This window comes from Actinomadura rifamycini DSM 43936, assembly GCF_000425065.1.
Taxonomy (GTDB): Bacteria; Actinomycetota; Actinomycetes; order Streptosporangiales; family Streptosporangiaceae; genus Spirillospora; species Spirillospora rifamycini.
Genome location: NZ_AULB01000034.1, coordinates 21,357 through 47,746 on the forward strand (window position 1 = coordinate 21,357; position 26,390 = coordinate 47,746).

At 73.3% G+C, this 26,390-nt stretch carries 23 protein-coding genes; 4 read left to right on the forward strand and 19 right to left on the reverse strand.

Features of this window, described 5'->3' with window-relative positions:
• Positions 1–17: 17 nt before the first annotated feature.
• Together H505_RS0128400 and H505_RS0128405 are read right to left on the reverse strand one after the other, a co-directional pair.
• Positions 18–302: a hypothetical protein gene (locus H505_RS0128400; protein ID WP_026404689.1), complete on the reverse strand. Its 285-nt coding sequence runs from the start codon at positions 300–302 to the stop codon at positions 18–20.
• Positions 303–354: 52 nt separating this feature from the next.
• Positions 355–876 (reverse strand): hypothetical protein, encoded by a 522-nt coding sequence (locus H505_RS0128405; RefSeq protein WP_026404690.1) that lies wholly within the window; start codon positions 874–876, stop codon positions 355–357.
• 101 nt (positions 877–977) lie between these two features.
• On the opposite strand from H505_RS0128405, the gene H505_RS0128410 reads away from it, so the two are divergent.
• The gene (locus H505_RS0128410) at positions 978–1,691 is read left to right on the forward strand and encodes an OBAP family protein (protein ID WP_026404691.1); all 714 of its coding nucleotides are present in this window, start codon (positions 978–980) and stop codon (positions 1,689–1,691) included.
• Here H505_RS0128410 and H505_RS0128415 read toward each other — a convergent pair.
• From H505_RS0128415 to H505_RS44870, 9 genes are all read right to left on the reverse strand, one after another.
• Positions 1,688–2,959 carry a hypothetical protein gene (locus H505_RS0128415; protein WP_026404692.1) on the reverse strand — a complete coding sequence of 424 codons (1,272 nt, stop codon included), beginning with the start codon at positions 2,957–2,959 and terminating at the stop codon, positions 1,688–1,690. The genes H505_RS0128410 and H505_RS0128415 overlap by 4 nt on opposite strands.
• Positions 2,959–4,218 carry an ATP-grasp domain-containing protein gene (locus H505_RS44850; RefSeq protein WP_034520284.1) on the reverse strand — a complete coding sequence of 420 codons (1,260 nt, stop codon included), beginning with the start codon at positions 4,216–4,218 and terminating at the stop codon, positions 2,959–2,961. Before H505_RS44850 ends, H505_RS0128415 begins: the two co-directional genes overlap by 1 nt.
• Before the next feature lie 29 nt (positions 4,219–4,247).
• Complete coding sequence (locus H505_RS0128425) at positions 4,248–5,495, reverse strand: MFS transporter (protein ID WP_051301266.1); 1,248 nt, start codon at positions 5,493–5,495, stop codon at positions 4,248–4,250.
• Positions 5,492–6,745: an ATP-grasp domain-containing protein gene (locus tag H505_RS0128430; RefSeq protein ID WP_026404694.1), complete on the reverse strand. Its 1,254-nt coding sequence runs from the start codon at positions 6,743–6,745 to the stop codon at positions 5,492–5,494. Before H505_RS0128430 ends, H505_RS0128425 begins: the two co-directional genes overlap by 4 nt.
• A 27-nt stretch (positions 6,746–6,772) precedes the next feature.
• Positions 6,773–7,867, reverse strand: a complete 1,095-nt coding sequence (locus H505_RS0128435; RefSeq protein ID WP_026404695.1) for an amidinotransferase — start codon at positions 7,865–7,867, stop codon at positions 6,773–6,775.
• On the reverse strand, positions 7,860–9,263 hold the full coding sequence (locus tag H505_RS48140; RefSeq protein ID WP_051301267.1) for an iron-containing redox enzyme family protein: 1,404 nt from the start codon (positions 9,261–9,263) through the stop codon (positions 7,860–7,862). Before H505_RS48140 ends, H505_RS0128435 begins: the two co-directional genes overlap by 8 nt.
• Positions 9,260–10,345, reverse strand: a complete 1,086-nt coding sequence (locus H505_RS44860) for a 50S ribosomal protein L11 methyltransferase (protein ID WP_051301268.1) — start codon at positions 10,343–10,345, stop codon at positions 9,260–9,262. The genes H505_RS48140 and H505_RS44860 overlap by 4 nt, the downstream gene beginning before the upstream one ends.
• 32 nt (positions 10,346–10,377) lie before the next feature.
• Positions 10,378–10,788, reverse strand: a complete 411-nt coding sequence (locus tag H505_RS44865) for a Rieske (2Fe-2S) protein (RefSeq protein WP_034520287.1) — start codon at positions 10,786–10,788, stop codon at positions 10,378–10,380.
• Positions 10,789–10,926: 138 nt separating this feature from the next.
• Positions 10,927–12,348 carry an iron-containing redox enzyme family protein gene (locus tag H505_RS44870; protein WP_051301269.1) on the reverse strand — a complete coding sequence of 474 codons (1,422 nt, stop codon included), beginning with the start codon at positions 12,346–12,348 and terminating at the stop codon, positions 10,927–10,929.
• Between the two features lie 627 nt (positions 12,349–12,975).
• On the opposite strand from H505_RS44870, the gene H505_RS50130 reads away from it, so the two are divergent.
• A complete protein-coding gene (locus H505_RS50130; protein WP_125620611.1) occupies positions 12,976–13,245 on the forward strand; it encodes a hypothetical protein in 270 nt (89 codons plus the stop codon).
• On the opposite strand, the gene cydC is transcribed toward H505_RS50130, so the two are convergent.
• The 4 genes from cydC to H505_RS0128475 form a co-directional block, all read right to left on the reverse strand.
• On the reverse strand, positions 13,232–14,965 hold the full coding sequence (gene cydC, locus H505_RS50735; RefSeq protein ID WP_245592650.1) for a thiol reductant ABC exporter subunit CydC: 1,734 nt from the start codon (positions 14,963–14,965) through the stop codon (positions 13,232–13,234). The genes H505_RS50130 and cydC overlap by 14 nt on opposite strands.
• Before the next feature lie 149 nt (positions 14,966–15,114).
• Positions 15,115–16,770, reverse strand: coding sequence for a thiol reductant ABC exporter subunit CydD (gene cydD / locus H505_RS50740; RefSeq protein ID WP_169528871.1), 1,656 nt, complete (start codon positions 16,768–16,770; stop codon positions 15,115–15,117).
• Positions 16,767–17,795 (reverse strand): cytochrome d ubiquinol oxidase subunit II, encoded by a 1,029-nt coding sequence (gene cydB / locus H505_RS0128470; protein WP_026404696.1) that lies wholly within the window; start codon positions 17,793–17,795, stop codon positions 16,767–16,769. Before cydB ends, cydD begins: the two co-directional genes overlap by 4 nt.
• Before the next feature lie 25 nt (positions 17,796–17,820).
• Positions 17,821–19,236, reverse strand: a complete 1,416-nt coding sequence (locus tag H505_RS0128475) for a cytochrome ubiquinol oxidase subunit I (protein WP_026404697.1) — start codon at positions 19,234–19,236, stop codon at positions 17,821–17,823.
• A gap of 222 nt (positions 19,237–19,458) precedes the next feature.
• Here H505_RS0128475 and H505_RS0128480 point away from each other — a divergent pair, with 222 nt between their 5' ends.
• Positions 19,459–19,860 carry an SgcJ/EcaC family oxidoreductase gene (locus H505_RS0128480; RefSeq protein ID WP_026404698.1) on the forward strand — a complete coding sequence of 134 codons (402 nt, stop codon included), beginning with the start codon at positions 19,459–19,461 and terminating at the stop codon, positions 19,858–19,860.
• 60 nt (positions 19,861–19,920) lie between these two features.
• Here H505_RS0128480 and H505_RS0128485 read toward each other — a convergent pair whose 3' ends face one another.
• The 4 genes from H505_RS0128485 to kdgD form a co-directional block, all read right to left on the reverse strand.
• Complete coding sequence (locus H505_RS0128485; protein ID WP_026404699.1) at positions 19,921–21,375, reverse strand: GntP family permease; 1,455 nt, start codon at positions 21,373–21,375, stop codon at positions 19,921–19,923.
• Positions 21,376–21,494: 119 nt separating this feature from the next.
• Positions 21,495–22,844: an enolase C-terminal domain-like protein gene (locus tag H505_RS0128490; RefSeq protein ID WP_026404700.1), complete on the reverse strand. Its 1,350-nt coding sequence runs from the start codon at positions 22,842–22,844 to the stop codon at positions 21,495–21,497.
• 24 nt (positions 22,845–22,868) lie between these two features.
• On the reverse strand, positions 22,869–24,449 hold the full coding sequence (locus tag H505_RS0128495) for an aldehyde dehydrogenase (NADP(+)) (protein WP_026404701.1): 1,581 nt from the start codon (positions 24,447–24,449) through the stop codon (positions 22,869–22,871).
• Positions 24,446–25,375: a 5-dehydro-4-deoxyglucarate dehydratase gene (gene kdgD, locus H505_RS0128500; protein WP_026404702.1), complete on the reverse strand. Its 930-nt coding sequence runs from the start codon at positions 25,373–25,375 to the stop codon at positions 24,446–24,448. The genes H505_RS0128495 and kdgD overlap by 4 nt, the downstream gene beginning before the upstream one ends.
• A gap of 105 nt (positions 25,376–25,480) precedes the next feature.
• On the opposite strand from kdgD, the gene H505_RS0128505 reads away from it, so the two are divergent.
• Complete coding sequence (locus tag H505_RS0128505; RefSeq protein ID WP_026404703.1) at positions 25,481–26,353, forward strand: LysR family transcriptional regulator; 873 nt, start codon at positions 25,481–25,483, stop codon at positions 26,351–26,353.
• The last annotated feature ends 37 nt before the right edge of the window (positions 26,354–26,390 follow it).

Below are 26,390 nucleotides of genomic sequence, written 5' to 3' on the forward strand. Positions count from 1 at the left end.
GAGGCCGGGCGCGCGGATCAGGGGCGGGACGTGCGCACCTGGCGGTCGCGGCGCCGTTTGTGGAGGCGCCAGAGGTACCTGACCAGGTAGACCAGGGCGATGAGGACGAACTGTTCGACCGGGGCCGGGGTGAAGGGGAGATCGAGGAAGACGATCGACGTGAAGCAGAACAGGAACCACAGGCCGCCCGCGCCGAGGACCAGGCCGTCCCGGAGCCGCCTTCCGCGGACGTGGTGGACGGCCGCGGCGAGTGCGGCGGTTCCGATCACGCCGATGAGCGCGACCTGGAGATCGGCCCACACGGCGGCCCCCTCGGTCGGGTGACCTGATTATGGCCGCCGATCGGGCTCCGGGCTAGCGGCGGGCGGCGCCGTAGAGGGAGCCGCCGAGGAGGACGGCGCCGGAGAGGACGCCGCTCACAAAGGGGATCCAGTCGACGTGCGAGAGCGCGGCCATGACCATGCCCGCGACGCCGAGGGCGGTCAGGAGGGCGCCCGGGACGGCGATGGCGGTGCGCTTCCAGATCGGTGCGAGGACGACGAAGTGCAGGCCGACGATGAGGGCGATCCAGGCGACGTTGCACTGGTCGGGGGCGTCCAGGGCGCGGAGGACGGCGATGCCGCCGAAGATCAGCGCGAACTCGGCCAGGACGACGAGGCCGAACTTGGGGCCGAACCATGCGGGCGGGGGGTCGGCGGGGGCTTCCCGGCGGCGGTCGGTGCGGAAGCCGGTGACCACCACCGCGATCAGGCAGAGTACCGCCGCGACGCGGAGGGCGATCCCGAGGGGGCCGGGGACGGGCGCGCCGGCGTTCGCGAGGACGAACGCGGTGCCGAAGCTTGAGCCGACGAACAGGCCGAGGAGCTGGGGGGACATTCCGGTGATCTTAGGGCGAAAGCCGCGCCGGCGGGACGTCGCGGGCCCGGCCGGTGCACGCGGGGGTTCGGCGGGTAGGGGGTGCGGCGGAGGTGTCTGGGATGAAGGAACGTCGCAGTCCGCTGCGTCCGGACGGGGAAGGCAAAGGCGCGTGGCTCGCGGCGCTGGAGCAGGGCGCGAACCTGCTGCAGTCGACGGAGCCGATGAAGGGGTTCGACGTCTACGTGGTGGGGTTCCACTGCGTGAAGGACGGGCCGGACGAGCAGATGGAGGCGCACCACTACTGCAAGGTCGTGAACGACGATCTGCTGCAGTGCGTCCTGTTCGACGGGAACACGCGGGACGCGAACCTGATCGGGATCGAGTACATCGTGTCGGAGCGGCTGTTCGAGGGGTTGGACGAGGACGAGCAGGCGTACTGGCACCCGCACAACTTCGAGATCCTGTCGGGCCAGCTCGTCGCGCCCGGGTTGCCGGACGTGGCCGAGAAGGCGTTCATGAAGCAGCTGGTGAACTCCTACGGGAAGACGTGGCACACGTGGCATACCGGGCGGCATGACGGACGGCCGGGGCACGGGCTGCCGGTGGGCGAGCCGAAGCTGATGTGGTCGTTCAACCGCGAGGGCGAGTGCGACGAGGCGCTGAAGGACGATCGCGCGCGGGCGATGGGGGTCGACGTCGAGCGGAAGCGGGCGGAGCGGCAGGAGTTCGTGCCGCTGGCGCGGCCGCAGCGGGGCGTGGACGCGATGAAGGACCAGTTCGCGGGGACGACGCCGATCCCGGGGGTCGTCGACCGACCCCCGGGGCGCGGTTAGTGGTGGAAGACGGACGCGACGCGGGCGCCGGTGGTGCCGATGTTGACGACGGATCCGCCGTCGGCGGGCACGGTGCGGCAGAACGCGCCGCCGTAGCCGTCGGGGAACGCGAAGACGCCCCAGACGGCGGTCCAGTCGGTGACCCGGCCGTCGCGGTCCATGACCGGTTCGCGGTTCGGGACGATCCGGCGCTGCGCGATGTACGGTTCGCGCAGGCATTCGGCGACGGTTTCGGCCCATTCGCGGTCGGTCTGGTCCCAGCCGGTGCGGATGCCGTGGCCGCCCAGGCCCGCGATCGGCTTGAGGATCATGGTGTCGCGTTCGGCGCGGACGAACTCGGCGAGGTCGCGGGTGAGCTGCCGGGTCCAAGGGAGGACGCGGTCGACGAGGGCACGCTCGTCCGGGTCGAGGTCGGCACCGGACAGCAGCGCGAGGCTGCTCTTGTACGCGAACATCCCGTTGGAGACGGGCGTCCACAGGACGACGCGGCCCTCTTCGTGCGCGCGCTGGACGGTCTCGGCGGGGGCCACGTTGCGGTCGTCCCGCGCGAGCTGGTTCGGGCTGTAGTAGCGGAGGACGAGGTCGATCGGCTTGCCGTGCAGGTGGAGGCGGCCGTTGCGCGTCTGGACCTGGTCGACGTCGCCGTAGACGAGGTCGATGCCGTGGCGGCGCATCGACTCCTGGAACGAGCGGTGCAGCGCCTCATAGGGGGCGATGCCGCCGACGCCTTCGAGGGTCGCGACGACCGGGTCGTCCTTGCCGGTGGCCCGGACGAACTGGCGTGCGATGGCGGCGGTGGTGTCGACGTGGGCGAGGCCGTGGTCGGCGGCGAACGCGCCGAACGCGTCGGTGCCGAGCAGGGGGCCGTTGAGGTCGCCGACGTCGACGCCGCCGAGTTCGCTGCCGACGTTGAACTCCATCAGCCGGAAGCCCGCCTCGTCCTGGTACATGTCGGCGCGCCCGTACAGGACGGGGTCGCCGGCGAAGCGGGTCATGATGCCGGTGCGGTGCTCGTCCATGCCGAGGGCGCCGCAGAAGGCGCGGACGTCCCCGCCGAACAGCCGGTCGGGGAGGGACGTGAGCAGGCCGAACAGCCGGCGGAGGTCGTCGGCGGCGCGGCGGATCCCGTCCTCGGCGCAGAACATCGGGCGGGACAGCAGGTACTTCCGCCAGGCCGCGGCGTACGCCTCGGGGAGGTCGGCGGACGCCACGGCGTCGCGGAGCGCCGGGTCGGCGGCGCAGGCGTCGAGGTACTTGTGGGTGACCATCAGGCGTCGGCCTCGACGATGAGTTCCTTCTCGATGGCGCGGATGGCCTCGCGGTCGGCGTGGACCTGCGCGGAGTCCTCGTGGGCGAGGATGATGTAGCCCATCGTCATGCTGGCGAACAGGTCGGTGCTGGCGTCGACGCGGTCGCCGGTCGTCACGAGGTGGACGGGCGAGTGGTAGCTGGGCAGCTCGCGGGCCGCGTCGTAGATCTCGGCGTTGCGGACGATCCCGGTGGAGTGCGACATCAGGAACACGGCCATGACGTTGCGGTTCAGCGTGTAGCCGGGCGGCAGTTTGGGGCCGAGGCCCCGGCAGACGTCGACGATGCGGGTGACCTGGCTCTCGCCCGTGGCGATCTCGGTGACGGCGGGGTTGCCGGCGCCGGCGAGGCGCGCGTTGACCTCCAGCAGCCGCGGCCCGTCCGGGGTCATCATGATCTCGGTGTGGGCGGCCCAGTTCCGCAGCCCGACGGCGTCGAGCGCGCCGAGCCCGTACTCGATCAGCTCACCGTACTCGTCGGTGTCGTAGGGCAGCCACTCGACGGAGTCGTACACGGCGATGCCCTCGCCGAACGGCACCCGCCGGTACTTGATCATGTCGGTGATGGAGTGCCGGCCGTCGTGGCTGACGGTGTCGATGGCGTACTCGACGCCGGTGAGCTGCTCCTGGACGAGCACCTCCTCGGCGACGACGTCGAGCTTGTCGCGGCTGCCGAGCATCGCCTCGAACCGCTCGCGCCACCCTTCGCCGCCGGGCGCGCGGCTGACCCCGACGGTGCCGGCGCTGGTCGGCGGCTTGATGACGAGGTCGCGGCCGGCGAGTCCCTCGCGCTCGATCCAGGCGGCGACCTCGGCGGGGTCGGTGGTGCAAATTTGCTTGGGGACGGGCAGGCCGGCGTCGGCGAGGGCCCGGTGCATGAGGTACTTGTGGCGGCGCGCGTCCACGAGGTCGGGGTCGTTGGAGAACTCGGGGGCGAGCGCGTCGGAGAGCCGCTGCGCCTCCTGCAGCGCGGCTTCGACGCCGGGGATGACGGCGATCGGCTTCAGCGCGCCGAGCCGGGCGACGGTCTCGTCGATGTCGCCGTGGTGGTTGATGACGGCGTCGTAGTCGGCGGGGTCGTGCGAGGAGTGCAGCGGCCCGAGGGAGGGGCCGGCGTAGTCCATCACGGCCACCGGGCTGAAGCCCGCCCGCCGCAGGGCGGGGGCGACCATCGCCGCCGAGGTGAACGGGCGGACGATCGCGACGACCGGCTTGTCCATGGGGTTCCACCTTCGTTGGGTTGTGGTGTTCATTCGGCGGCCGGGGCCAGTTCGGGTTCCGCGGCGGCGGGGCGGCGGCGCGCCGTCCCGGCTCCGGCGGCGACGCAGGCGGCGGCGGCCAGCCCGCACGCCCCGGTGAGGACCCACACCCCGGTGCCCCACGCCTGCCACGCGGCGACGCCGATGATCGGGCCGAGGGCGTAGCCGACCTGCTGGGGGACGGTCGCGGCGGCGATGTAGCGGGCCCGCAGGGCGGGCGGGGCGATGAGGCCGGGGTAGGCCATCATCGACGGCGCGGCGATGACCTCCCCGAACGTCCACACGACGGTCGCGAGCACGAGGAGCGCGACGGGCGTCGGCCCGGCGTAGAGGAGGTGGCCGAGGCCGAGGACGGCCATCCCGATCGTCATCGGCAGCCCGATGGGGAGCCGCTGCGTCCACTTCGACAGCAGCACCTCGAAGACGATGACGATGGCGCCGTTGACGGTGAGCAGCGCCGCGTAGACCTGCTCGCCGTGCCCGTTGCCCGTCACGAACAGCGGGAGGGCGGCCGAACTCTGGATGTAGGCGACGGCGGTGAGGAAGAGGCCGAGGACGACCAGCATGAACCGGCGGTCGGCGATGACGTGCCGGTAGCCGGCGCGCCCGCCGTCCGCGGCGCCGCCGACGTCGGGTTCGTGGTCGCCCTTCAGCACCAGGTAGGCGACGACGCCGAACGCGAGGGACGTCGCGGCGTCGACGTAGAACAGGGCGTCGTAGGACGCGTACGCCAGCAGCAGCGCGGCGCCGAGCGGCCCGAGGGTCGCGCCGACGTTGAACGACAGCCGCATGACCGCGAACACCATGACGTGCCGGTCGTCCGGCGTCAGCTCGACGACCCACGCCATCGCCGCCGGGCGGTACGCCTGCGCGGTCAGCCCGGCGCCGGCGGCGACGGCGGCGCCCACCCACATGTTCGGGACGTGCACGAGCGCGGCGGTCAGCACGGCGGTGCCGGCCATCGACCCGATGATGACGCGCCGGTACCCGAACCGGTCGGCGGCGGCGCCGCCGACCGCGGAGCCGGAGATCCGGCCGACCATCAGCGCGGTCAGGACGACGCCGGCCTGCCAGGCGGAGAAGCCGCGGTCCGTCAGGTACAGCACCAGGAACGCGTTGAGGAACGCGGCGAGGTTGCTGATCAGGTTGCCGAGGACGAGGACGCGGACCGTCCCGTTCATCTGCCGCAGCGTGGCGATGATCGTCGGCGGCGCGGCGGCCTTTCCGGAGGTGCTCACGTGGCGGGCTCCAGCGGGGTGCCGGTGAAGGTGAAGAACCGGTCGGCGTCGGCGACGGCCGCGCCGGTCTCGTCGAGCGTGTCGCCGACGGCGATGACGAAGCCGCTGCGGGCCAGCCCGTACGGCGGGAGCCGCAGCCGCATGCCGGGCTCCACGGCCACCCGGATCTCCCTGATCGGCGGCCGGACGAGGTCCTCGCGGGCCGCCGCCGAGGTGATCTCCATGTCGTGCGCCGGGTACCCGAACCGGACGGACGCGGCGCGCGGCCGTCCCTCGAACACCACGGTCGGCGCGCGGCCCGCGACGATGTCGGCCGCCGCGAGCGGCGCGTCGACCCCGGACGTGAGCAGCCCGAGGTAGGGGATCATCCCGCCGCCGAGCCGCACGTTGATCTCGATGACCTGCGGGCCGTCCGGCGTGAGCTTGAACTCGATGTGGGTGTACCCGTCGGTGAACCCGACGGCCTCGTGCGCCCGCCGCAGCGCGTCCCGCATGTCCGGGTCGTGCAGCAGCGGGTCGGCGGCGTCGACGTCGTGGCCGATCTCCTCGAACGCCATCCGGCCGGTACCGAGGACCTTCCGGGCGACGATCAGCGGCGTGCACGTCCCGCGGTGCAGGGCGCACTCGATCGCGACCTCGGGGCCGTCGAGGAACTCCTCGACGAGCACGTAGTCGTCGAACTGCCGGATGCCGCCCATCCGGACCCCGTCGGTCAGCGCGAACGCCGCCTCCAGCTCGTCCGGTCCGTGGACCTTCCGGACGCCCATGCTGCCGCCGAGGTTGCGGGGCTTGAGGATGACGGGGTAGCCGATCCGGTCGGCGAACGCGCGGGCGTCGTCCAGGGTGGACACGGCCAGCGACGCGGGCTGCGGCAGTCCCGCGGCCCGCAGCGCGTCGCGGGTCGCGCTCTTGTCGCGGCACCGCGCGACGGCGTCCGGGTCCAGGACGGGGAAGCCGAGCGCGGCCGACAGGTGCGCGGACGTCTCGATGTACACCTCGTCGTAGCAGAACACGCCCGCGACCTCGTGGTCGCGCGCCACCTCCCGCGCCGCCGCCGTGAGCTTGTCGAGGTCGAGGCAGTCGACGACCGTGTGGCCGGCGATGTAGGGGTCCTCCCAGGTGGGCGGCGCGGGGTTCAGCAGCCACAGCCGGTACCGGGCGGACACCGACTCCAGGATGTAGGCGCGGTAGACCGAGTAGCTGCTCGCGATCAGGAGGAGGAGCGGACGTTCCTCGCCGTCGTGTGTCATTCGAACCTCAATGTGGGAGCGCGTGGGCTAGAAGTAGTCCTCGAGCGTGCCGCGGCGGCGGACGTCCAAGGTGGCGCAGTGGAAACCGCCGCCGAAGGTGTTGACCGTGCGGAACGGCACCGGGATGGGCGTGAAGCCCTCCTTCTCGAGGAGCCGGAGGAGTTCGGTCTCCTGGGCCTCGACGAAGATGCGGTCCTGGTCGAGCATCAGGGTGTTCATCGCGATCCAGCGGCTGCAGAAGTACATCGTCTGGTCGGCGGGGATGGCGGGTTCGGGGCAGACGACGGTGTCCCAGTCGGCGAACATCTCGGGCAGTTCGCGGACCCGCTCGGGGTTGATCAGGACGCGGCCGGGGCGCAGCGGGACGAACGTGGCGTTCAGGTGCATCGGGTGGTCGTCGAGGAACGCGACCTCGTGGACGCGGAACTCGTCGCCGAGGAGGCGGCGCACCCACTCGATGCCGAAGGCGTTCGTGACGTGGCTGCGCTGCACGAGGATGTCGCGGCCGAAGCGCATGAAGTCGCCGGCGTCCACGATCGGCTCGAACTCGGTGATGACGGACGTCTCGGGCGGGAACGGGTTCGCGGGGTCCGGGGACGCGGGCTTCGCGGCGGCGTACCCGGGGTTGTAGGACGCGTCGGTGAGCTGGGGCTTCGGGGCGGCGACCCAGCGGGCGCCGCGCCGGAAGTAGTCCTTGAAGATCGTCCGGAAGGGGTGGGTGGCGAAGTAGTAGGACCGCCAGCCCATGGTGGCCTCGACGATCTGGTCGCCGGCGACGAGCGCGATGTCGCGGGGGAAGGTGTGGGAGGACCCGCCGGTGGACGACCAGTCGGCGGTGCCGAACCCGGCGGACTGGTCGACCGGGTCGGGGCGCCGCACGGTGACGCCCTCGCCTTCGAGGATCGCGGCGAAGCCGTCGAGTTCCGCGCGGGCGGCGTCGACCTGGTCTTCCGGGAAGGGGCCGCCGCCGTTGCGCCGGTAGAAGTCCCACGCCTCGGGCGGGACGGTCGCCTCGATGGCGGGGTGCCAGGGCGGGACGGCGGCGCCGTCGACGACACCGACGATGACCTCTTCGAGCGGGTCCCACTCGTTGTAGGACGAGACGGGCGACGATTCAGGCATCGTGGGTCCTTTCGGCGGTCCGGACGGTGACGCGGGCGCGGGGGGAAGCGGCCTTGAGGCCGTGCAGGCGGTGCGCGGGGACGTGCAGGACGTCGCCCTTCTCCAGCAGGTGCGGGCGGTCGGTGGCCCACGCGTGCACGTGGACGGCGCCGTCCTCGACCTCGATGAGCCGGTCGGTGCCGTGGACGCCGGTGGTGAACGGGTCGTCCGGGCGCAGGGTGGCGGCGGACGCGTCGTCGCGGGCGTCGATCGAGGGGTTGGTGTGGGCGTCGAGGGAGTCGGCCCACGCGATCTGGGCGCGGAAGTCCTCGTCGCCGAGGCGGAGGAGGAGCTTGGTGTCCTCGATGCCGCGCACGAGTTCGGGGATGACGAGTTCGCCGTGCGCGCGCGCCAGCCCGAGCAGGAGGTTCTCGTACGTCATGCGCCCGTGGTGGATGTCGATGTGGGCGTGCTCGTCGCAGTACTTGGCGTCCACGCGGTCGCCGTAGACGGCGCGGAGCATCACGCCGGTGTCGGCGAAGCCCTGGGCGAACAGCCACTCCAGGTAGGTCACCGCCGCCATGTAGCGGAACATCCCGCGGTGGTCCTCGGTGAGCCAGTTGAAGTAGTTGACGCCGACGAGGGAGCTGGTGAGGTAGAAGTTCCAGTACGCGTGCAGGTCGGTGCGGAGGCCGACGCTGGCGAGCATCTCCTTGAAGATCGTGCTGTGCTTGGCGCCGTAGACGCCGTACCCGAACTCGTCGTTGAAGATCTTGAAGAGTTCGGACTGCTCGGCGCCGTAGGACCCGCCGAGGTTGCGGGCCATCGCGGACGCCTCCGTCAGCGCGTCCAACGCGAGCTGGATGAGGTGCAGGCTCGCGGCCTCCTCCGGGTGCCGGCACTCGACGATCGCCCGCATGGTGCCGCTGACCGGCGCGGCCGCGTCGACGGCCGGGTTGACGCCGGACGCGTCGGCCGGGGCGCCCGCGCCGCCGACCTCGGCGAGGAAGTACTCCTGGAGGTCGTCGAGGGTCCGGACGGGCGGGGCCGGGACGGCGTCGTCGAGGAACGCGAACGCGTAGCGCTCCAGCCCGGGCCGGACCTCGTCGCGGAGCCGCCGCACCTCGTCGCCGTAGAAGAGGTCGAAGTCGTCCTTGGCGGTGGCGAGCCCGGCCGCCGGGAGGAGGATCATGTCGCTCTCGTAGGCGTTGCACAGGATCCGACCGGCGGCGAGCTGGCCCGGCCCGAGGAACTCGGAGAGGGCGGCCGGGACGGAGTGGTCGGCGAGGGCGTCGATCGCGCCGATCGGCCGCCGGTACGGGTTGCCGGTGATGTAGACGTCCGGTCCGGGCTGGAAGATCGGCTGCGCGCAGTAGGCGGCGAGCGCGGACGACCGCGCGGTGTCCATGATCGTCATGCGGTCTCCTCGGCGGGCGGGACCTCGAAGCGGATGTGGCGCCCGTCGTGCAGCGCGGTGACCGCGACGGTGTCGCCGGACCGGACCAGCTGCGGGACGGGCAGGCACTGGATCGCCTGCTTCCAGTGCGACGCGATGCCGGGCGCGTTCGTCAGCGTGACGCCGGGCACGAGGTCCATCTCGAACCAGAACGCGATGGCGTGCAGCCGTCCGGGGGAGGTGGGCCGGACGCGCAGCTCGGTGCGCTGCGGGGACGCGTCGGCGGTGCGGAAGTCGAAGTCGAACACCGGCACCGGCTCGGACAGGGCGCGGTGCTCGTGGCGGTGCAGCCGGGAGTCGAAGTACTCGAGCGTCGACAGCCGGTTGAAGGGCGCCAGGTCGAAGCCGTGCAGCTTGCCGACGTGGTTCTTGCGGTGCAGGTGGACGCTCTCGATGAGCTGCGCGTACACGCGGGCCCGGTACGGCATGATCGTCGCGTCCGGGGCGAGCAGGTGCTCGCGGGCGTGCGCGATGGTGCCGAGGATGCCCTCGCCGAGCAGCCCGCAGTCGACGATCTCGGTGACGAGCAGGTCGGCGCGGCGCGGCAGGTCGCCGGGGACGGTCATCCGGGTCGACATCTTCGGGACGACCCGGACCGTGTCGTCGTATCCGGCGGTGCGGACGACCTCGACGGCGGTCTCGGCGACGGCCGGCTGGCCCTCGCAGGCGATGACGCCGCGGGCGCCGGCGCGGGCGGCCATCATCGCGAGCAGCCCCGAGCCGGCGCCGATGTCGAGGACGAGCGCGTCCGGGTTCGCGGTGACCGCCTGCCGGATCGCGTGGTCGTAGCGTTCGGCGCGCTCCTCGTCGTGCAGCATCTCCCAGTGCCAGCGCGGCACGGCGTGCCGGACGGCCCGGTTGTGGCCGAGCAGCGCCTGCTGGTTGTGCCGGTCGACGCCGAGGATCAGCCGGTAGGCGCGGGCGGCGTCCTCGTAGCGGCCCTGGTCGTGGAGGTCGTTCCCCCAGGCGAGGAACTCGGCGACGTCGATCGCGGGCGCGGGCGCGGGCGCGGATGCGGACGCGGTGTCGTGGGTGAGGGTCACGGCCGGGCCTCCCGGGCTCGGGGTGGACGGTGTCAGCGGCATGCGGGCTCCCGGTCGCTCGTGTCCCGGTCGCTCGCGTCGGGGTCGCCCGCGTCGGGGTCGGGGCCGGGCGGGAGGTTCGCGAGGACCTCCTTGTGCAGGACGGACACGGGCGTGTCGTCCGGCGTGTCCTCGGGGAGGACGACGACGGCCTCGTCGCCGGTGCGCACCATCGGCAGGCAGCCGCGGCGGAGGGCGGCGACGCCGACCCGGGTGCCGTGCCACGGGCAGGCGAGCCGCCGCCCGTCCGGGGTGGGGCGGGCGAGGGAGAGCGGGCCGCCGCGGTGGGGGCAGTGGTCGCGGACGAGCAGCGGCGGGCCGCCCGCGCGCAGGACGAAGTACCGGTCGTGGCCGACGTAGAGGGTGTTGTGCCGGCTCAGGTCGATGACGATGACGCGGGCCATGGGCTCCTCTTCGGGTGATCGGCGCGCGCGGAAGCGGGCGGGGGCGGGCGCGCGCGGGCACGCGCGGGCCGCCGCCCGTCCGGGCGCGGGTGGAACGGGAGAGGGCGCGCTCTCAGGCGCGGGAGGGAGCGTGGCGGGTCATCCGTCGCGGTCGGCGGGCGGGTCGGCGGGCGGGTCGGCGGGGTGGGCGAGGCAGACGGCTTCGGGCGTCGCGGCGCGCAGGCCGTGCAGGCGCCCGGCGGGGACGAGGAGCACGTCGCCGCGCGCGAGCCGTTCGGGCGGCCCGGTCGGGGTGGTGACGAGGTCGGCCTCCCCGGCGGCCATCTCCAGGACGACGTCGGCGTCGCGGGTGCGGGTGCCGAAGGGCGTGTCCGGGGTCAGGACGATCCGGTCCGGTTCGGCGCCGCGCGCGGTGCGGGCGTCCGCGGCGAGGCCGCGGTGCCGGGTCAGGTCGTCGGACCAGCGGATCTGCGCGGCGGTGTCCGCCTCGAACCAGTCGCCGACGAGCCGCGCCTCGGCGACGCCGCGGAGCAGCTCCGGGACGACGCGGGGGCCGTGCCGGTCGGCGAGGGCGAGCAGGACCTGCTCGCGGGTGATGCGGCCGTGGTGCTCGTCGATGTGCGCGTGCTCGTCGCAGTAGTGCAGGTCCACCGCGTCGCCGAAGATGTCGCGGAATATCTTGACCATTTCCACGAATCCGGGGGCGAAAACGGCTTCCGCATAGGTCACCGCGCCCGCGTACCGGAAGAACTTCGCATGGTCGCGCGATAGATAGTAGTAATAGTTGTTCGTGGCGAGCGGCCCGGCGAGATAGAAGTTCCAGTACGCGTGCACATGGGTCGCCATGGCGCGGCTGCGCAGCATCTTGGCGAAGATCGTGGTGTGCTTCGCGTCGTGGACGCCGTACCCGAATTCGTCGATGAAGATCTTGAACAGGGCGGACTGCTCGGGGCCGTACGCGCCGGCGAGGTTGCGCGACATCGCGGACGCCTCGGTGAGGCCGTCCAGGGCGAGCTGCACCAGGTACAGGTCGGCGGCGGTGCGGCGGTCGTGCGCGGCGGCGACGGCGGCGAGCGCGGGGGACGGGCCGGTCGCGGCCTCGGCGACGACATGCCGGAAGTAGGAGTCCAGGACGTCGACGGTGTCGGCGCCGCTGACGTCGACGGCGCCGGCGAGGCAGCCGAACGCGAGGCGTTCCAGCTCCGACAGGGAGCTCTCGCGGAGTTCCCGCAGGTCCTCGCCGTAGAAGCGGGCGAAGTCGTCGTGCAGCGGCGCGAGTCCCTGCTCGGGGAGCAGGACGGTCTCGGCCTCGTAGAAGGTGCCGAGCAGCCGGTGCACGGCGAGCGCGCGGTGCGCGGACGGGGCCGCGGCGGTGAGCGGCCGGTCGAAGTCGTCCGCGGTGAGGGTGTCGGGGGCGAGCGCCCGGCGGTACGGGTTGGGGGCGTGCAGGACCCGGGCATCACCGCGGAACAGCGGACCGCGCGCGAACGCGAGCAGCCGCTCTCCCAGGGTTCCGCCGGCCCGCTCTCCGGCAGGGGTGACCTGAGATTGGATTGTCATTTAGTTGTACCGTTCACCTGACTACGCGTGGATGGGTGTAGCGAAAGGTGTGCGCGACCGATTGTGTCGGCCCGATGCGTGTCAAACGGTTCATGATTCGCGTAGGCGCGAACCTATAAGTCATTGATCACCGCGGTGGTCCCCTCACCTCGTCGTGAAAGACCAATGCTTCGGTCGGCCGGAACGTTAACAGCGGTCTTCGGGGTGATCAATGAACGGAGTGTGACGGACCGCACGTAAAGCGTGCGGTCCGTCGGCCCCTTGACGGTTCGGCCGTGTTCGGCAAGGGGACCCCGGACGGCCCGCCGCCGCCCGGCGGGCGCGGCCCCGGAAAGTCGGCCTGACCTCGGCGGCCGATGATCATGCGCGCGCGGGGTGCGCACCGGCCGGACGGGCGCCGCGTGCGCCGCACGGGCGCGCGCGGCGGCGCGGCGAGCGTCCGGTCCCGGTGTCGGTCGGTCCGGATCGGTGTCCGGATGCGGTCATCGGGCGGAAAAGATCGCCCCGGTCCGGCGGCCGCACCGCCCGCGCGACCCAGTTTCGGTCCGACCATAATCCCGACCCTTTTTCCTGACGGACGGTACGGACCCTCGGCGCCCGGCGCGGTGCGGGACTTACACTCGCGGCATGAATCTCGCTGACGCCGCCCGGATGATCCTTTCGGAATCGGCCGCGCACCCGGAACTGCTGCGCCTCGCTCGGTATTCGCACGAAGAATTTTCGCGCGGCAGGGCGGTTCCGCACGAAACTCTGAGCCAGATGCTGCGGGAAGCGGCGCGCAAGGACGTCTACCCCGCGCTGCGCGCGCGCTACGGCGTGCCCGCGTTCGACGCCATGGTCCTCGCCCTGGGCCGGGAGATCGACCGCCTCGCGCCGGTTCCGGTCAGGGCACGGTGATCGCCGGGGCGGCGCGCTCCCGCTCCCACATCGACCGGTAGATCCCCGGACGGGCCGCCAGCTCGGCGTGCGTGCCGCGATCGGCGATCCGCCCCCGGTCGAGCACGATGATCTCGTCGACGGCGTCCAGGCCCGCGAGCCGGTGCGTGACGAGCAGGGTCGTGCGCCCCTGCCCGGCGGCGTCCTCGGTGGCCGCGAGGAGGTCGGCGGTCAGGGCGTCGGCCGTCGCGGTGTCGAGGTGCTCCGCGGGCTCGTCCAGCAGCAGGACCGGGAAGCCCGCCAGCAGCGCGCGGGCCAGCGCGATCCGCTGCCGCTGCCCGCCCGACACCTGCGCGCCGTGCTCCCCGACCCGCGTGTCCAGTCCGGACGGCAGCGCGTCGACCCACTCCAGGAGGCGCGCCCGCCGCAGCGCGTCGCGGATCTCCGCGTCGGTCGCCGAGCGCCGCGCCAGCCGCAGGTTCTCGCCGATCGTCGAGTCGAACAGGTGCGCGTCCTGCGCGCACAGCCCGACGACGGTGCGCAGGTCGTCCCCGGCGAGGTCGCGGACGTCCGTGCCGTTCAGCGTCACCCGTCCGCCCGCCGGTTCGAGGAACCGCAGCAGCACGGACGCGAGCGTCGACTTGCCCGAACCGCTCGGGCCCACCACCGCGACGCGGCGTCCGGGCGCCAGGTCGAGCGACACGCCGTCGAGCGCCCACGGCCCGTCGGGCGTCCAGCGCGCGCGCAGGTCCGTGACGCGGACCGTGTGGGGCCCCTCCGGGAGCCGCACCGGCTCGTCCGGGTCCCGCACGGGTGCGGGGCCGTCCAGGACGGCGAACACCCGCGCCGCCGACGCCCGCACCCGCTCCAGGTACTGCGCCGCGAGCGGCAGCCCGTTGACGACCTCGAACGCGGCGAGCGGCAGCAGCACCACGGCCGCGAGCAGCACCCCGTCGAGCGTCCCGTCCCGCACCGCCGGCACGCCCGTCGCGAGCCCGCCCCACACGGCCAGCCCGCCCGCGAGCGCCGACAGCGCCGCGCCCAGCCCGGCCGTCCCCGCCGACCGGGCCGTCGCGCGGGTGAACTCCCGGTCGATCCGGGCGGCCTCCGCGAGCCGCGCCGGGGCCGCGCCGTAGGCGATCAGCTCGGGTGCCCCGTGCAGCGTGTCGACGACGTGCGACGCGAGCTCGCCCCGCAGGTCGGCCGTCCGCCGCTCCGCCCGCCGCGCGACCGCCGCCGACAGCCACGGCGCCGCGAGCCCGGCGGCCAGCAGCGCCGCCAGCAGCACGGCCCCGGCGGCGGGCAGCAGCGCCCACGCCACCCCGACCGACGCGCCGCCCACGACGGCCGCGACCGCGCACGGCAGCAGCGTCCGCAGGTAGAGGTCCTGGACGGCGTCGACGTCGTCGACGAGCCGGGCGAGCAGGTCGCCGCCGCGGAACGCGGGCAGCCCCGCCGGCGCGAGCCGCTCCAGCCGCTCGTAGACGCGGGCCCGCAGGTCGGCGAGGATCCGGAACGTGGCGTCGTGCCCGACGAGCCGCTCCACGTACCGGAACACCCCGCGCCCGATCCCGAACGCCCGGACCGCCACGATCGCGACCATCAGCATCAGGACGGGCGGATGCTGCGCCGCCCGCGAGATCAGCCACGCCGACGTCCCCATCAGCGCGACGCCGCTCCCGAGCGCGAGCACCCCGAACACGACGGACACGGCCAGCCGCCCCCGCACGGGCCGGGTCATCTTGATCAGCCGCAGAACGGGCCGGCCCGGGTTTTCCACAGTTTCGCGTTCCCGTCCCGCCGTTTCACCTGCACGTTCGACAATCGGATTGGGGTCGGCCCCCCTGGCCGGGCGGGGAGTGTCCACCCGCGGAGCCGCCATATCCGTCCTCACGCCGCCACCTCCGCCGGGGCGATGTGGACGATGCGGTCGGCGAGGGCGGCCAGGGCGGGGCGGTGGGCGACGAGGACGACCGTGCGGTCGGCGGCGAGGCGGCGGACGGCCTCGATGACGGCCGCCTCGCTCTCCGCGTCGAGGCCCGAGGTCGGCTCGTCCAGCAGGAGCAGCGGCGCGTCCCGCAGGAACGCGCGGGCGAGCGCGACCCGCTGCCGCTGCCCCGCCGACAGGCCCGCGCCGCGCTCGCCGATCGGGGTGTCGAGGCCGCGGGGGAGGCCGTCGGCGAACTCGAGGACGTTCGCGGCGCGGGCGGCGGCCCGCACCGCCTCGTCGGTCGCGTCCGGGTCGCCGAGGCGGATGTTCGCGGCGATCGTCCCGGCGAACAGGTACGGGCGCTGCGGCACCCACGCCAGGTGGCGCCGCCACGCGTCCGGGTCGAGGTCGGCGAGGTCGGCCCAGTCGACGAGGACGCGCCCGGCGTCGGGCCGGACGAACCCGAGGAGGACGTTCAGCAGCGTCGACTTGCCCGACCCGCTCGGGCCGGTGAGGGCGACGGTCTCCCCCGGGTGGAGCGTGAGGGAGAAGGCGTCGAGGGCGGGCGCGTCGCGTTCCGGGTAGGCGACGGTGACGCCGTCGACGCGGATCGTGGCGCGGCGGACGTCCGGGACGCGGGTGTCCGTCCCGGCCTCCGGCGGCGGGGTCTCGAGGACCTCGAAGATCCGTCCGGCGGCGGTGAGGCCCTCGACGCTCGCGTGGTACTGGGCGCCGACCTGGCGCAGCGGGAAGTACGCCTCGGGCGCGAGGATCAGGATCAGCAGCGCGGTCTCGAACGCCATGCCGCCGTCGACGAGGCGGAGCCCGATCGACACGGCGACGAGCGCGACGGACAGCGTCGACAGCAGTTCGAGGACCATCGCCGACACGAACGCGATCCGCAGCGTCGACATGGTGGCCTTGCGGTAGCGGCCGGTGACCTCGCGGATGCCGCGCGCCTGCGCCTTCGCGCGGCCGAACACCTTCAGCGTGGGCAGGCCCGCGACGACGTCCAGGAAGTGCGCGGACAGCAGCGAGAGGGTGCGCCATTGCCGGTCCATCTTCCACTGCGTCGCGAGGCCCACCAGGATCGCGAAGACGGGGATCAGCGGGACGGTCACCGCGATGATCACCGCGGAGAGCCAGTCGCCGAGCAGGATGCGCGCGCCGACGGCCAGCGGGACCGTTACGGCGAGGACGAGCTGCGGCAGGTAGCGGGCGAAGTAGCCGTCGAGGGCGTCGACGCCGCGGGTGGCGAGCGTCGCCAGTTCGCCGCTGCGCTCGCCCGACAGCCAGCGCGGGCCGAGCCGGGTCGCGTGCTCTAGGAGGCGGCCCCGGAGCTGGGACTTGACGGCGGCGGCCGACCGGTGCGCCGCCACCTCCTGGAGCCACGCGACGGCGGCGCGGCCCGCGACGACCGCGAGGAGCAGCAGCATCGGGGTGCGCAGGTCGCCGAGGCCGGCCGAACCGAGGAACGTCCGGGCGATCATGTCGGCGAGCAGCGTCGCCTGCGCGATGACCAGCCCGGCGGTCGCGGTGCCGAGGACGGCCGACGCGGCGAGGAACGCGCGGGTGGTGCGGGCGTGGCGCAGCAGGCGCGGGTCGAGGGGCTTCATCCGACCGGGCTCTTGCGCTTCGGGGTCTTCGCCGGCGGGATCTGCGCGGTGCCGATCCGCTTGCGGAACACCCAGTACGTCCAGCCCTGGTAGATCATCACGATCGGGGTGAACACCAGCGCGACCCACGTCATGATCTCGAGGGTGTAGGCGCTGGACGCCGCGTTCTCCTTCGTCAGGCCGTTCGCGGCGCCGATCGTGGACGGCATCACGTCGGGGAACAGCGAGCCGAACAGCGTCACGAAGGCGAGGACGACGGCCGTCCCGGTCCCGATGAAGGCCCAGCCCTCGCGGCCGCGCGCGTTCGCGGCGGCGGCGCCGAGGAGCCCGGCGGCGACGCCGGCGACCGCGAGCCACGTCCACGCCTTGCCGTACTGCACCTGCGTGACCAGCAGGAACGCCCCGGCGACGACGAGCGCGGCGGCGGCCGCGACGCGTGCGATGCTCCGCGCGTGCGTCCGGACGCTCCCGGTGGTCTTCAGCGCGACGAACACGGCCCCGTGCAGGACGAACAGGGTGAGCGTGGTCAGCCCGCCGAGCAGCGCGTACGGGTTGAGGAGGTCGAGGAGCGTCCCGGCGTACTCGTGGTCGGCGTCCAGCGGGACGCCCCGGACGATGTTCGCGAACGCGACGCCCCACAGGAACGCGGGGACGACGCTGCCCCAGAAGATCGCGCGGTCCCAGCGGGCGCGCCACAGCGCGTCGTCGCGCTTGCCCCGGTACTCGAACGCGACGCCGCGCACGATCAGCGCGAGCAGGATGAGGAGGAGCGGCAGGTAGAAGCCGCTGAACAGGGTCGCGTACCACTCGGGGAAGGCGGCGAACATCGACGCGCCCGCGACGATGAACCACACCTCGTTGCCGTCCCACACCGGGCCGATCGTGTTGATCACGACCCGGCGGCGGACGTCGTCGCGGCCCAGCACCGGCAGCAGCATGCCGACGCCGAAGTCGAAGCCCTCCAGGAAGAAGTAGCCGATCCACAGGAACGCGATGATCAGGAACCAGGCGGTCGTCAGGTCCATGACGGCGGGCCCTTTCGCTCGGAAGTCAGTAGGCGAACGCGAGCGCGCGCTCTTCGTCGTGGTCGTCGTCGCCGTCCTCGGGCGCCGGCGCGACCTCGTCCTCGGTGGGCGGCCCGGCCTTCGCGTACTTGGCGAGCAGCTTGACCTCGATGACGAACAGGACGGCGTAGAGCGAGGTCAGCGCGGCGACGGAGAGCAGCATCGCGCCGGCGGACACGCCGGGCGAGACGCTCTGCGAGGTCTGCATCAGCCCGTACACCGACCACGGCTGGCGTCCCATCTCGGTGAACACCCATCCGGCGGAGCTGGCGATGAACGGGAGCGCGAGCGACAGCATCCCGATCCGCCACGCCCACGGGTTGCCGGGCAGGCGGCCGCGGCGGGTCAGCCAGAGGCCGAGCATCGACAGCCCGGCGGTGGCCATCCCGATGTAGACCATCATCCGGAACGTCCAGTACGTGACGGGGACGTTCGGCGTGTAGTCGCCCGGGCCGTGCTCGGCTTCGGCGGCGGCCTGGAGGTCGTCCATGCCCTGGACCTCGCCGTCGAAGCTGCCGGTGGCGAGGAACGACAGGATGCCGGGCACCTCGAGGCCGACGATCTCCTCGGTGCCGTCGAGGTTCCGGACGCTGAAGGGCGAGAACGGCGCCCCGGTCTGGGTGTCGTGCAGCCCCTCGGCGGCGGCCATCTTCATGGGCTGGTGCTCGGTGACGACCTTGCCGAGCATGTCGCCGCTGATCGCGACGGCGATCGACGCGACGGCGGTGACGACGAGCGCCATCCGCAGCGACGGCCGGAACACCTCGACGTGCTTGCGCCGCATCAGGTGCCACGCGCTGACCCCGGCGACGAACATCCCGGCGGTGACGAACGACGCCGCGATGGTGTGGGGGAACGCGGTGAGGTGCATCGGGTTCGTCAGGACGGCCCAGAAGTCGGTGAGCTCGGCGCGCCCGGACGCCTCGTCGATGCGGTAGCCGACGGGGTTCTGCATCCAGGAGTTCGCGGCGAGGATGAAGAACGCGGAGAGGATGGTGCCGAGCGACACCATCCAGATGCACGCGAGGTGGATCTTCTTCGGCAGCCGGTCCCAGCCGAAGATCCAGAGGCCGAGGAAGGTCGACTCGAAGAAGAAGGCGAGCAGCCCCTCGATCGCGAGCGGCGCGCCGAAGACGTCTCCGACGAACCGGGAGTAGGCGGACCAGTTCATGCCGAACTGGAACTCCTGCACGATCCCCGTCACGATGCCCATCGCGAAGTTGATCAGGAAGAGCTTGCCCCAGAACTTCGTGGCCCGCAGGTACTCGGTCTTGCCCGTCCGCACCCAGGCGGTCTGCATCCCGGCGACGAGGGCGACGAGCCCGATGGACAGCGGGACGAACAGGAAGTGGTAGACGGTCGTGATCCCGAACTGCCACCGTGCGATGTCAACCGTGTCCATGGCCACCCTGCTCCCGGCCGAACGTCCCCGTCCTCATTGCGCGGGCCTCCCCGGCTATCTACTACAAGCTGTAGTACTACGTCCTGTACGACATACTACGAGCCGTAGTACTACTTGTCGTCGTAATCCCGCTCACCCTCGCCGGTCGGGGACATGACCTTGATCACGTCGGACGGCCGTGCCGTTGACCTCAACGAAGGTTGAGGTTGCATAGTCGTCGTCATGAGCACCGAAATGAACGAAACCGCGGACATCAAGGCCATTCACGAAGTCGTGGCCACCGTTGAGCGCACCCAGCGGGCCAGGGACGTCGACGGCTTCCTGGAGCTGTTCCATCCCGAAGCCCTGTGGACGACCGCGCACGGCAGAGTCCTGATCGGCTTGGACGCGATCGCCGAGTTCACCCGCGCCGTCCTGCCGGGCGCCGTCTTCGAGGGGCCCGTCACGTACGAGCCCGTCCACGTGCAGTTCCTGCGCCCCGACGTGGCCGCCGTGAAGGTCCGGCAGGTCTACCGCGCGCCGGACGGCGACTCCGAGGGCGCGCCGCTGTACGTCATGACGAAGGACGAGGACGGGCGCTGGCTGCTGCACGCGAACCAGAACACCGAGGTGAAGGACCACTGAAGCGGCGGAGCCCCCGCCCGGTGGGGGCGGGGGCTCCGGCGCGCGGCGCGGAACGCCGCGTCAGGTGACGGAGAGGACGAGGCTGAGCGCCGCCGCGATGGCGAACGCGGTGCCGCCCATGAACGTCTCCATCAGCGTCCAGCTCTTCAGCGTCGTCCGGATGTCGATGTCCATGTAGCGGTTGAACAGCCAGAACCCGGAGTCGTTGACGTGCGACAGGACGGTGCCGCCCGCGGCCACCGCGACCACCACCAGCGCGATCTCCGGCTGCGACAGCCCCGCCTCCGCGATCAGCGGGGCGACGATCGGCGCGGTCGTCACGATCGCCACCGTCTTGGACCCGAGCGCGACCCGCAGCGCGGTCGCGATCAGGAACGCCAGCACGACCACCGGCAGCGACGTCTCGCCGAGCAGGTCGGCCAGCGCCTCCCCGGCGCCGGTGCTCTCCAGCACCGCGCCGAACACGCCGCCCGCGCCCGTCACCAGCAGCACCAGCGCCACCGGCCCGAGCGACGCGGACGCCGCCTTCTCCAGCCGGTCCATGCTGAACCCGCCGCGCAGGCCGAGCAGCCAGAACGACAGCAGCGTCGCCACGGTCAGCGCGATGACCGGCGAGCCGATGAACCGGAGCGCCGACTGCACCCCGCCGTCCGGCAGCACCGTGTCGGCGAACGTGTTCATCATGATCATCAGCACCGGCAGCAGCATCACGGCGAGCGTCACCGCGAACGACGGCGCCCGCGCCGCCCCGCCGCCGTCCGCGCCGCCCTGGCCGGCGGTGCCGCCCGCGCGGCCGGACTGCTCCCGCGCCTCGGCGACGAGCTGCGCCGGGACGGGCGTTTCCAGCCGGTCGCCGACCCTGATGCCGAACAGGTACGCGCCGATGAACCAGGCGGGCAGGCCGCACACCAGGCCCATGATCGTCACCCAGCCGAGGCCGGCGCCGAGCAGGCCCGCGGCGGCGACGGGGCCGGGGTGCGGCGGCAGCACCGCGTGCATGATCGCCAGGCCGCCGACGGCCGGGAGCGCGATGCTGATCAGCGACCGGCCGGACCGCTGCGCCACCGCGTAGATCAGCGGCAGCAGGATGATGAAGCCGACGTCGAAGAAGACCGGCACACCGAAGATCAGCGCCGTCAGCCCGACGGCGAGCGGCGCGCGCTTCTCGCTGAACGCCGCCAGCAGCCGGCCCGACAGCACCTCGGCCGCGCCGGACTCCTGCATGACGCGGCCCAGCATGGCGCCCAGCGCGACGATGATCGCGATCTCGCCGAGCGTCTCGCCCATGCCGGCCTCGAGCACGGCGGGCAGGTCGGTGGGCCGGATGCCGGCCGCCAGGCCGACGCCGACGCTGACCACGAGCAGCGCGAGGAAGGCGTGCAGCTTCGCCTTGATGACCAGTAGCAGCAGCAGGGCGATGCCGCCGGCGAGGAGGAGCAGCAGCGCCCACGGCGGCAGCGTCCACGCCATGGCCGGCGGGTCGGCGGCCAACGCGGGCGCGGTGAGGACAGGCAACGTCGCCTCCTGGAGGGATGCGCGGAGCGCGGGGTGGGTGGGGTGGACGGGGCGGGAGCGCAGGGGGGAGCGAGGCGGGGCGAAAGCGGGGGGCGGAGGCGGGGGACGGAGAGGGAGGGTCAGCTCCGGTCGAGCGCGGGACGCTTGGGGTCGAACGTCCAGCCGGGCACGAGGTACCGCATCGCGGCGGCGTCGTCGCGGGCGCCGAGGCCCTCCCGCAGGTACAGCTCGTGCGCGGCCGCGACGCGCTCCTCGTCGAGCTCGACGCCGAGCCCCGGACCGGACGGCACCGGCAGCAGCCCGTCGGCGATGCGCAGCGGCTCGCGGGTGAGGCGCTGCCCGTCCTGCCAGATCCAGTGCGTGTCGATAGCGGTGATCTCGCCGGGTGCGGCGGCCGCGACGTGCGTGAACATCGCCAGCGAGACGTCGAAGTGGTTGTTGGAGTGCGACCCCCACGTCAGGCCCCAGTCGGCGCAGAACTGCGCGACGCGCACCGACCCGGCCATCGTCCAGAAGTGCGGGTCGGCCAGCGGGATGTCGACCGCGCCCGACCGCACCGCGTGGCCGAGCTGCCGCCAGTCGCAGGCGATCATGTTCGTGGCGGTGGGCAGCCCGGTCGCGCGGCGGAACTCCGCCATCGTCTCGCGGCCCGAGTACCCGGCCTCGGCGCCGCACGGGTCCTCGGCGTAGGCGAGGACGTCGCGCAGGCCGCGGCCGACGTCGACCGCCTCGGCCAGCCGCCACGCGCCGTTCGGGTCGAGGGTGATCCGGGCGCCGGGGAACCGCTCCGCCAGCGCCGTCACCGCCGCGGCCTCCTCCCGGGCGGGCAGGACGCCGCCCTTGAGCTTGAAGTCGCGGAACCCGTAGCGCGCGTGCGCCGCCTCGGCGAGCCGCACCACCGCCTCCGGGGTCAGCGCCTCCTCGTGCCGGACGCGCGTCCAGGCGTCGGCGTCGCCGCCGGTCTCGTCGTCCGGGGAGCGGTAGGGGAGGTCGGTCCTCGTCCGGTCGCCGACGTAGAAGAGGTAGCCGAGCACCGGCACCCGGTCGCGCTGGACGCCGTCGCCGAGCAGTTCGGCGACCGGGACGCCGAGGTGCTGGCCGAGCAGGTCGAGCATCGCCGCCTCGACGGCCGTCGCCGCGTGCACGGTGACGCGCTGGTCGAACGTCTGGACGCCGCGCCCGCCCGCGTCCCGGCTCGCGAACCGCGACCGGATCTCCCGCAGCACAGACCGGACGCGGGCGACGGGCCGCCCGACGACGAGGTCCGCCGCGTCCTCCAGGGTGGCGCGGATCGGTTCGCCGCCGGGCACCTCGCCGACGCCGGTGCGTCCCTCGGAGTCGGTGAGGACCACCAGGTTGCGGGTGAAGAACGGTGCGTGGGCGCCGCTGAGGTTGAGCAGCATGGCGTCGTGCCCGGCCACCGGGACCACGCGCATGCCCGCCACCGCGGGCCGCTGTCCGGATGTCATGCCTGTCCTCCGATCGCGTGGTCGTCAGTGCCGGCCGGGACGGCCGTCGACGCGGCGCAGCAGCCCGTCCGGGTTGCCGTCCGCGACCGGGCCCGGCAGCAGGCCGACGGGCACGTCCTGGTAGGCCACCGGGCGCAGGAAGCGCTCGACGGCGAGGGTGCCGACGGACGTGGTGCGCGCGTCCGACGTGGCCGGGTACGGCCCGCCGTGGACCATCGCGTGCCCGACCTCGACGCCGGTGGGCCAGCCGTTGAACAGCACCCGTCCCGCCGTCAGCTCCAGGACGTCCAGCAGGGCCGCGGCCTCGGCGCGGTCGCCGTCGGCCGCGTGGACGGTCGCGGTGAGCTGCCCCTCCATGGCCGCGGCGACCTCCCGCACCTGCGCCGCGTCCCGGCAGCGCACCACGACGGAGCAGGCGCCGAACACTTCCTCCCGCAGCGCGGGGTCGCCGATGAACGCGTCCGCGTCGGTGGCGGCGAGCGCGGGACGGCACGCCGCCGGGCGGTCGTGCTCGGCGCCTTGCGCGAGGATCTCGACGGCCGGGTGCGCGGCGAGCGCGGCGACGCCGTCGCGGTAGGCGTCGGCGATGGCGGGGGTGAGCATCGTGGCGGGTTCGGCGCCGGCCACCGCGGCCGCCGCGGCGTCCGCGAACGCCCGCAGCCCCGGGCCGTCCACGGCGACGACGACGCCCGGGTTGGTGCAGAACTGCCCGGCGCCCAGCGTCAGCGACCCGACGAACCCGGCCGCGATGCCGGCGGCCCGCTCGGCGAGCGCCCCGGGCAGCGGGAACACCGGGTTCGTGCTGCTCATCTCCGCGTACACCGGGATGGGGCGGGGCCGCGCCTGCGCCGCCGCGACCAGCGCCAGCCCGCCGGACCGCGACCCGGTGAAGCCGACGGCCCGGATCCGCGGGTCGGTCACCAGCGCCGTCCCGAGGTCGGGCCCGTACCCGAACAGCAGCGAGAACGTGCCCGCGGGCAGGCCGCACGCGGCGACCGCGTCCGCGATCGCGCGCCCCACCAGCTCGGACGTCCCGGGGTGGGCGTCGTGCCCCTTCACCACGACGGGGCAGCCCGCCGCCAGCGCCGACGCCGTGTCGCCGCCCGCGACGGAGAACGCCAGCGGGAAGTTGCTCGCGCCGAACACCGCCACCGGGCCCAGCGGGACCCACCGCTGCCGGATGTCGGGGCGCGGCGGCGTCCGGTCCGGCAGCGCCGGGTCGATCCGCGGGACCTCCAGGCCGCCGTCGCGCAGCAGCGCCGCGAACATCCGCAGCTGCCCGGTCGTCCGGCCGCGCTCGCCGGTCAGCCGCGCGACCGGCAGCCCCGACTCGGCGTGCGCCCGCTCGACCAGCGCGTCCCCGAGCGCGTCGATGCCGTCGGCGATCCGCTCCAGGAACTCGGCGCGCCGGGCGAGCGGCGTCCGCCGGTACGCGTCGAACGCCGCGGCGGCCGCCGCGCAGGCGCGCTCGACGTCGCCCGCGTCCCCGTAGCCGTACGCGGGTTCCAGCGCGGCGCCGGTGGCCGGGTCGACGGCGCGGATCCGCCGCCCGGAGCCGGCGACCGGCTCCCCAGCGATGATCATGCGTCCGGTGGGCTCTTTCATACCGCGGCCTCCTCCGGGATCCGTGCGATCAGCGCGTCCAGCTCCGCCAGCTCGGTGCCGTCCAGGTCGGTCAGCGGGGCGCGGACGGGCCCGGCCGGGTGCCCCACCGCCCGCATGCCCGCCTTGACGATGCTCACCGCGTACCCGGCGCGGCGGTTGCGCAGGTCGCAGTACGGCAGGACGAACGCGTCCAGGTAGCGCCGGACGGCGGCGTGGTCGCGGGCGCGGACGGCGCGGTAGAACCGCAGCGCGAACTCGGGCACGAAGTTGTACATCGCCGACGAGTAGGTGGTCACGCCCATCTCGAGGTACGGCAGCGCGAACATCTCCGCGGTCGGCAGCCCGCCGATGTAGGTGAGCCGGTCGCCGAGGCGGGTGTGGATGCGCGTCATCATCTCGATGTCGCCGACGCCGTCCTTGAACCCGACCAGGTTCGGGCACGCGTCGGCGAGCCGCGCGACCGTGGTGTCGGAGTACACCGCGTTGGCCCGGCTGTAGACGACCACGCCCAGCCGGGTCGCGTCGCACACCGCGCGGACGTGCGCGAACAGGCCGTCCTGCGACGCCTCGGTCAGGTACGGCGGCAGCAGCAGGAGCCCGGCGGCGCCCGCGCGTTCGGCGGCGCGCGCCAGCTCGATCGCGGCGGCGGTGCCGTAGCCCGCGGGGGCGATCACCGGGACGCCGTCCGGGGCCTCCTCGACGGCGGCGGTCACGACCGCCTCGACCTCGGCCGGGGTCAGCGAGAAGAACTCCCCGGTGCCGCCCGCCGCGAACAGGCCGGCCGCGTCGTACCGCCCGAGCCGGCCGATGTTCGCGCGGTACGCCGGCTCGTCGAAGCTCAGGTCGTCGCGGAAATGGGTGACCGGGAACGACAGCAGCCCGCCGGCCAGCCGTTCGGCGACCTCGGCGGGCGTGAACTGGGACATTGAACTCTTTCCTTCGGGTCGGTGAACGCTTGCGGTGACGTTAGGCTCGGACATCGATGCAAGTCCAACTCCGAAATAGCATTCACTGATACTCAAAAGGCATCGATGTTCACCATCAATCAGCTCGCCGGCTTCGTCGCCGTCGCCGAGGAGGGGCACTTCGGGCGCGCGGCGCGGCGGCTCAACATGACGCAGCCGCCGCTGAGCCGGCAGATCCAGCAGCTCGAGAAGGAACTGCGGGTCCGGCTGATCGACCGCAGCAGCCGCACCGTGCGCCTCACCCCCGCCGGGCGCGCCTTCCTGCACGACGCGCGCCGCCTGCTGCACGACGCCGAGGACGCCGCCCAGTCCGTCCGCCGCGTGACCGAGGGGCGGTCGGGCGTGCTGCGGCTCGGCTTCACCGCGACGTCGGCGTACGGCGTGCTGGGCAACCTGCTCCGCGCGGCGGGCGAGCACCTCCCGCACATCGAGATCGTGCTGCGCGAGGCCGTCACCCGCGACCAGCTCGAACGCCTCGCCGGCGGCGACCTCGACGTCGGCCTCGTCCGCCCGCCCGTGCCGCCCGGCCTGGAGGCGCGCCCGCTCGGCGCCGAGCCCCTGCTCGCCGCGCTGCCCGCCGACCACCCGCTGTGCGCCGAGGACGAGCTCGGCCTCGCCGACTTCCACGGCGAACGCGTGATCGGCTACGCGCCGTTCGAGGCGCGGTACTTCCACGACCTCGTCGTCAGCGTCTTCCGCGAGTCGGGCGTGCACCCCGCGTACGTCCAGCACGCCCACCAGGTCCACACGGTGCTCGCCCTCGTCGAGGTGGGCCTCGGCATCGCGCTCGTCCCCGCCACCGCGTCCCGCCTGCGCCTCCAGGGCGTCACGCTGCGCCCCGTCCGGCTGCCGAACCCCGAGCCCGTGGAACTGCACCTCACCTGGCGGGCCGCGAACGACAACCCGGTCCTGCGCGCCTTCCTCGACCTGCTCCCCTGACCCGCACCGTGCGGTGGGTCACACCGGCGTGGACGGT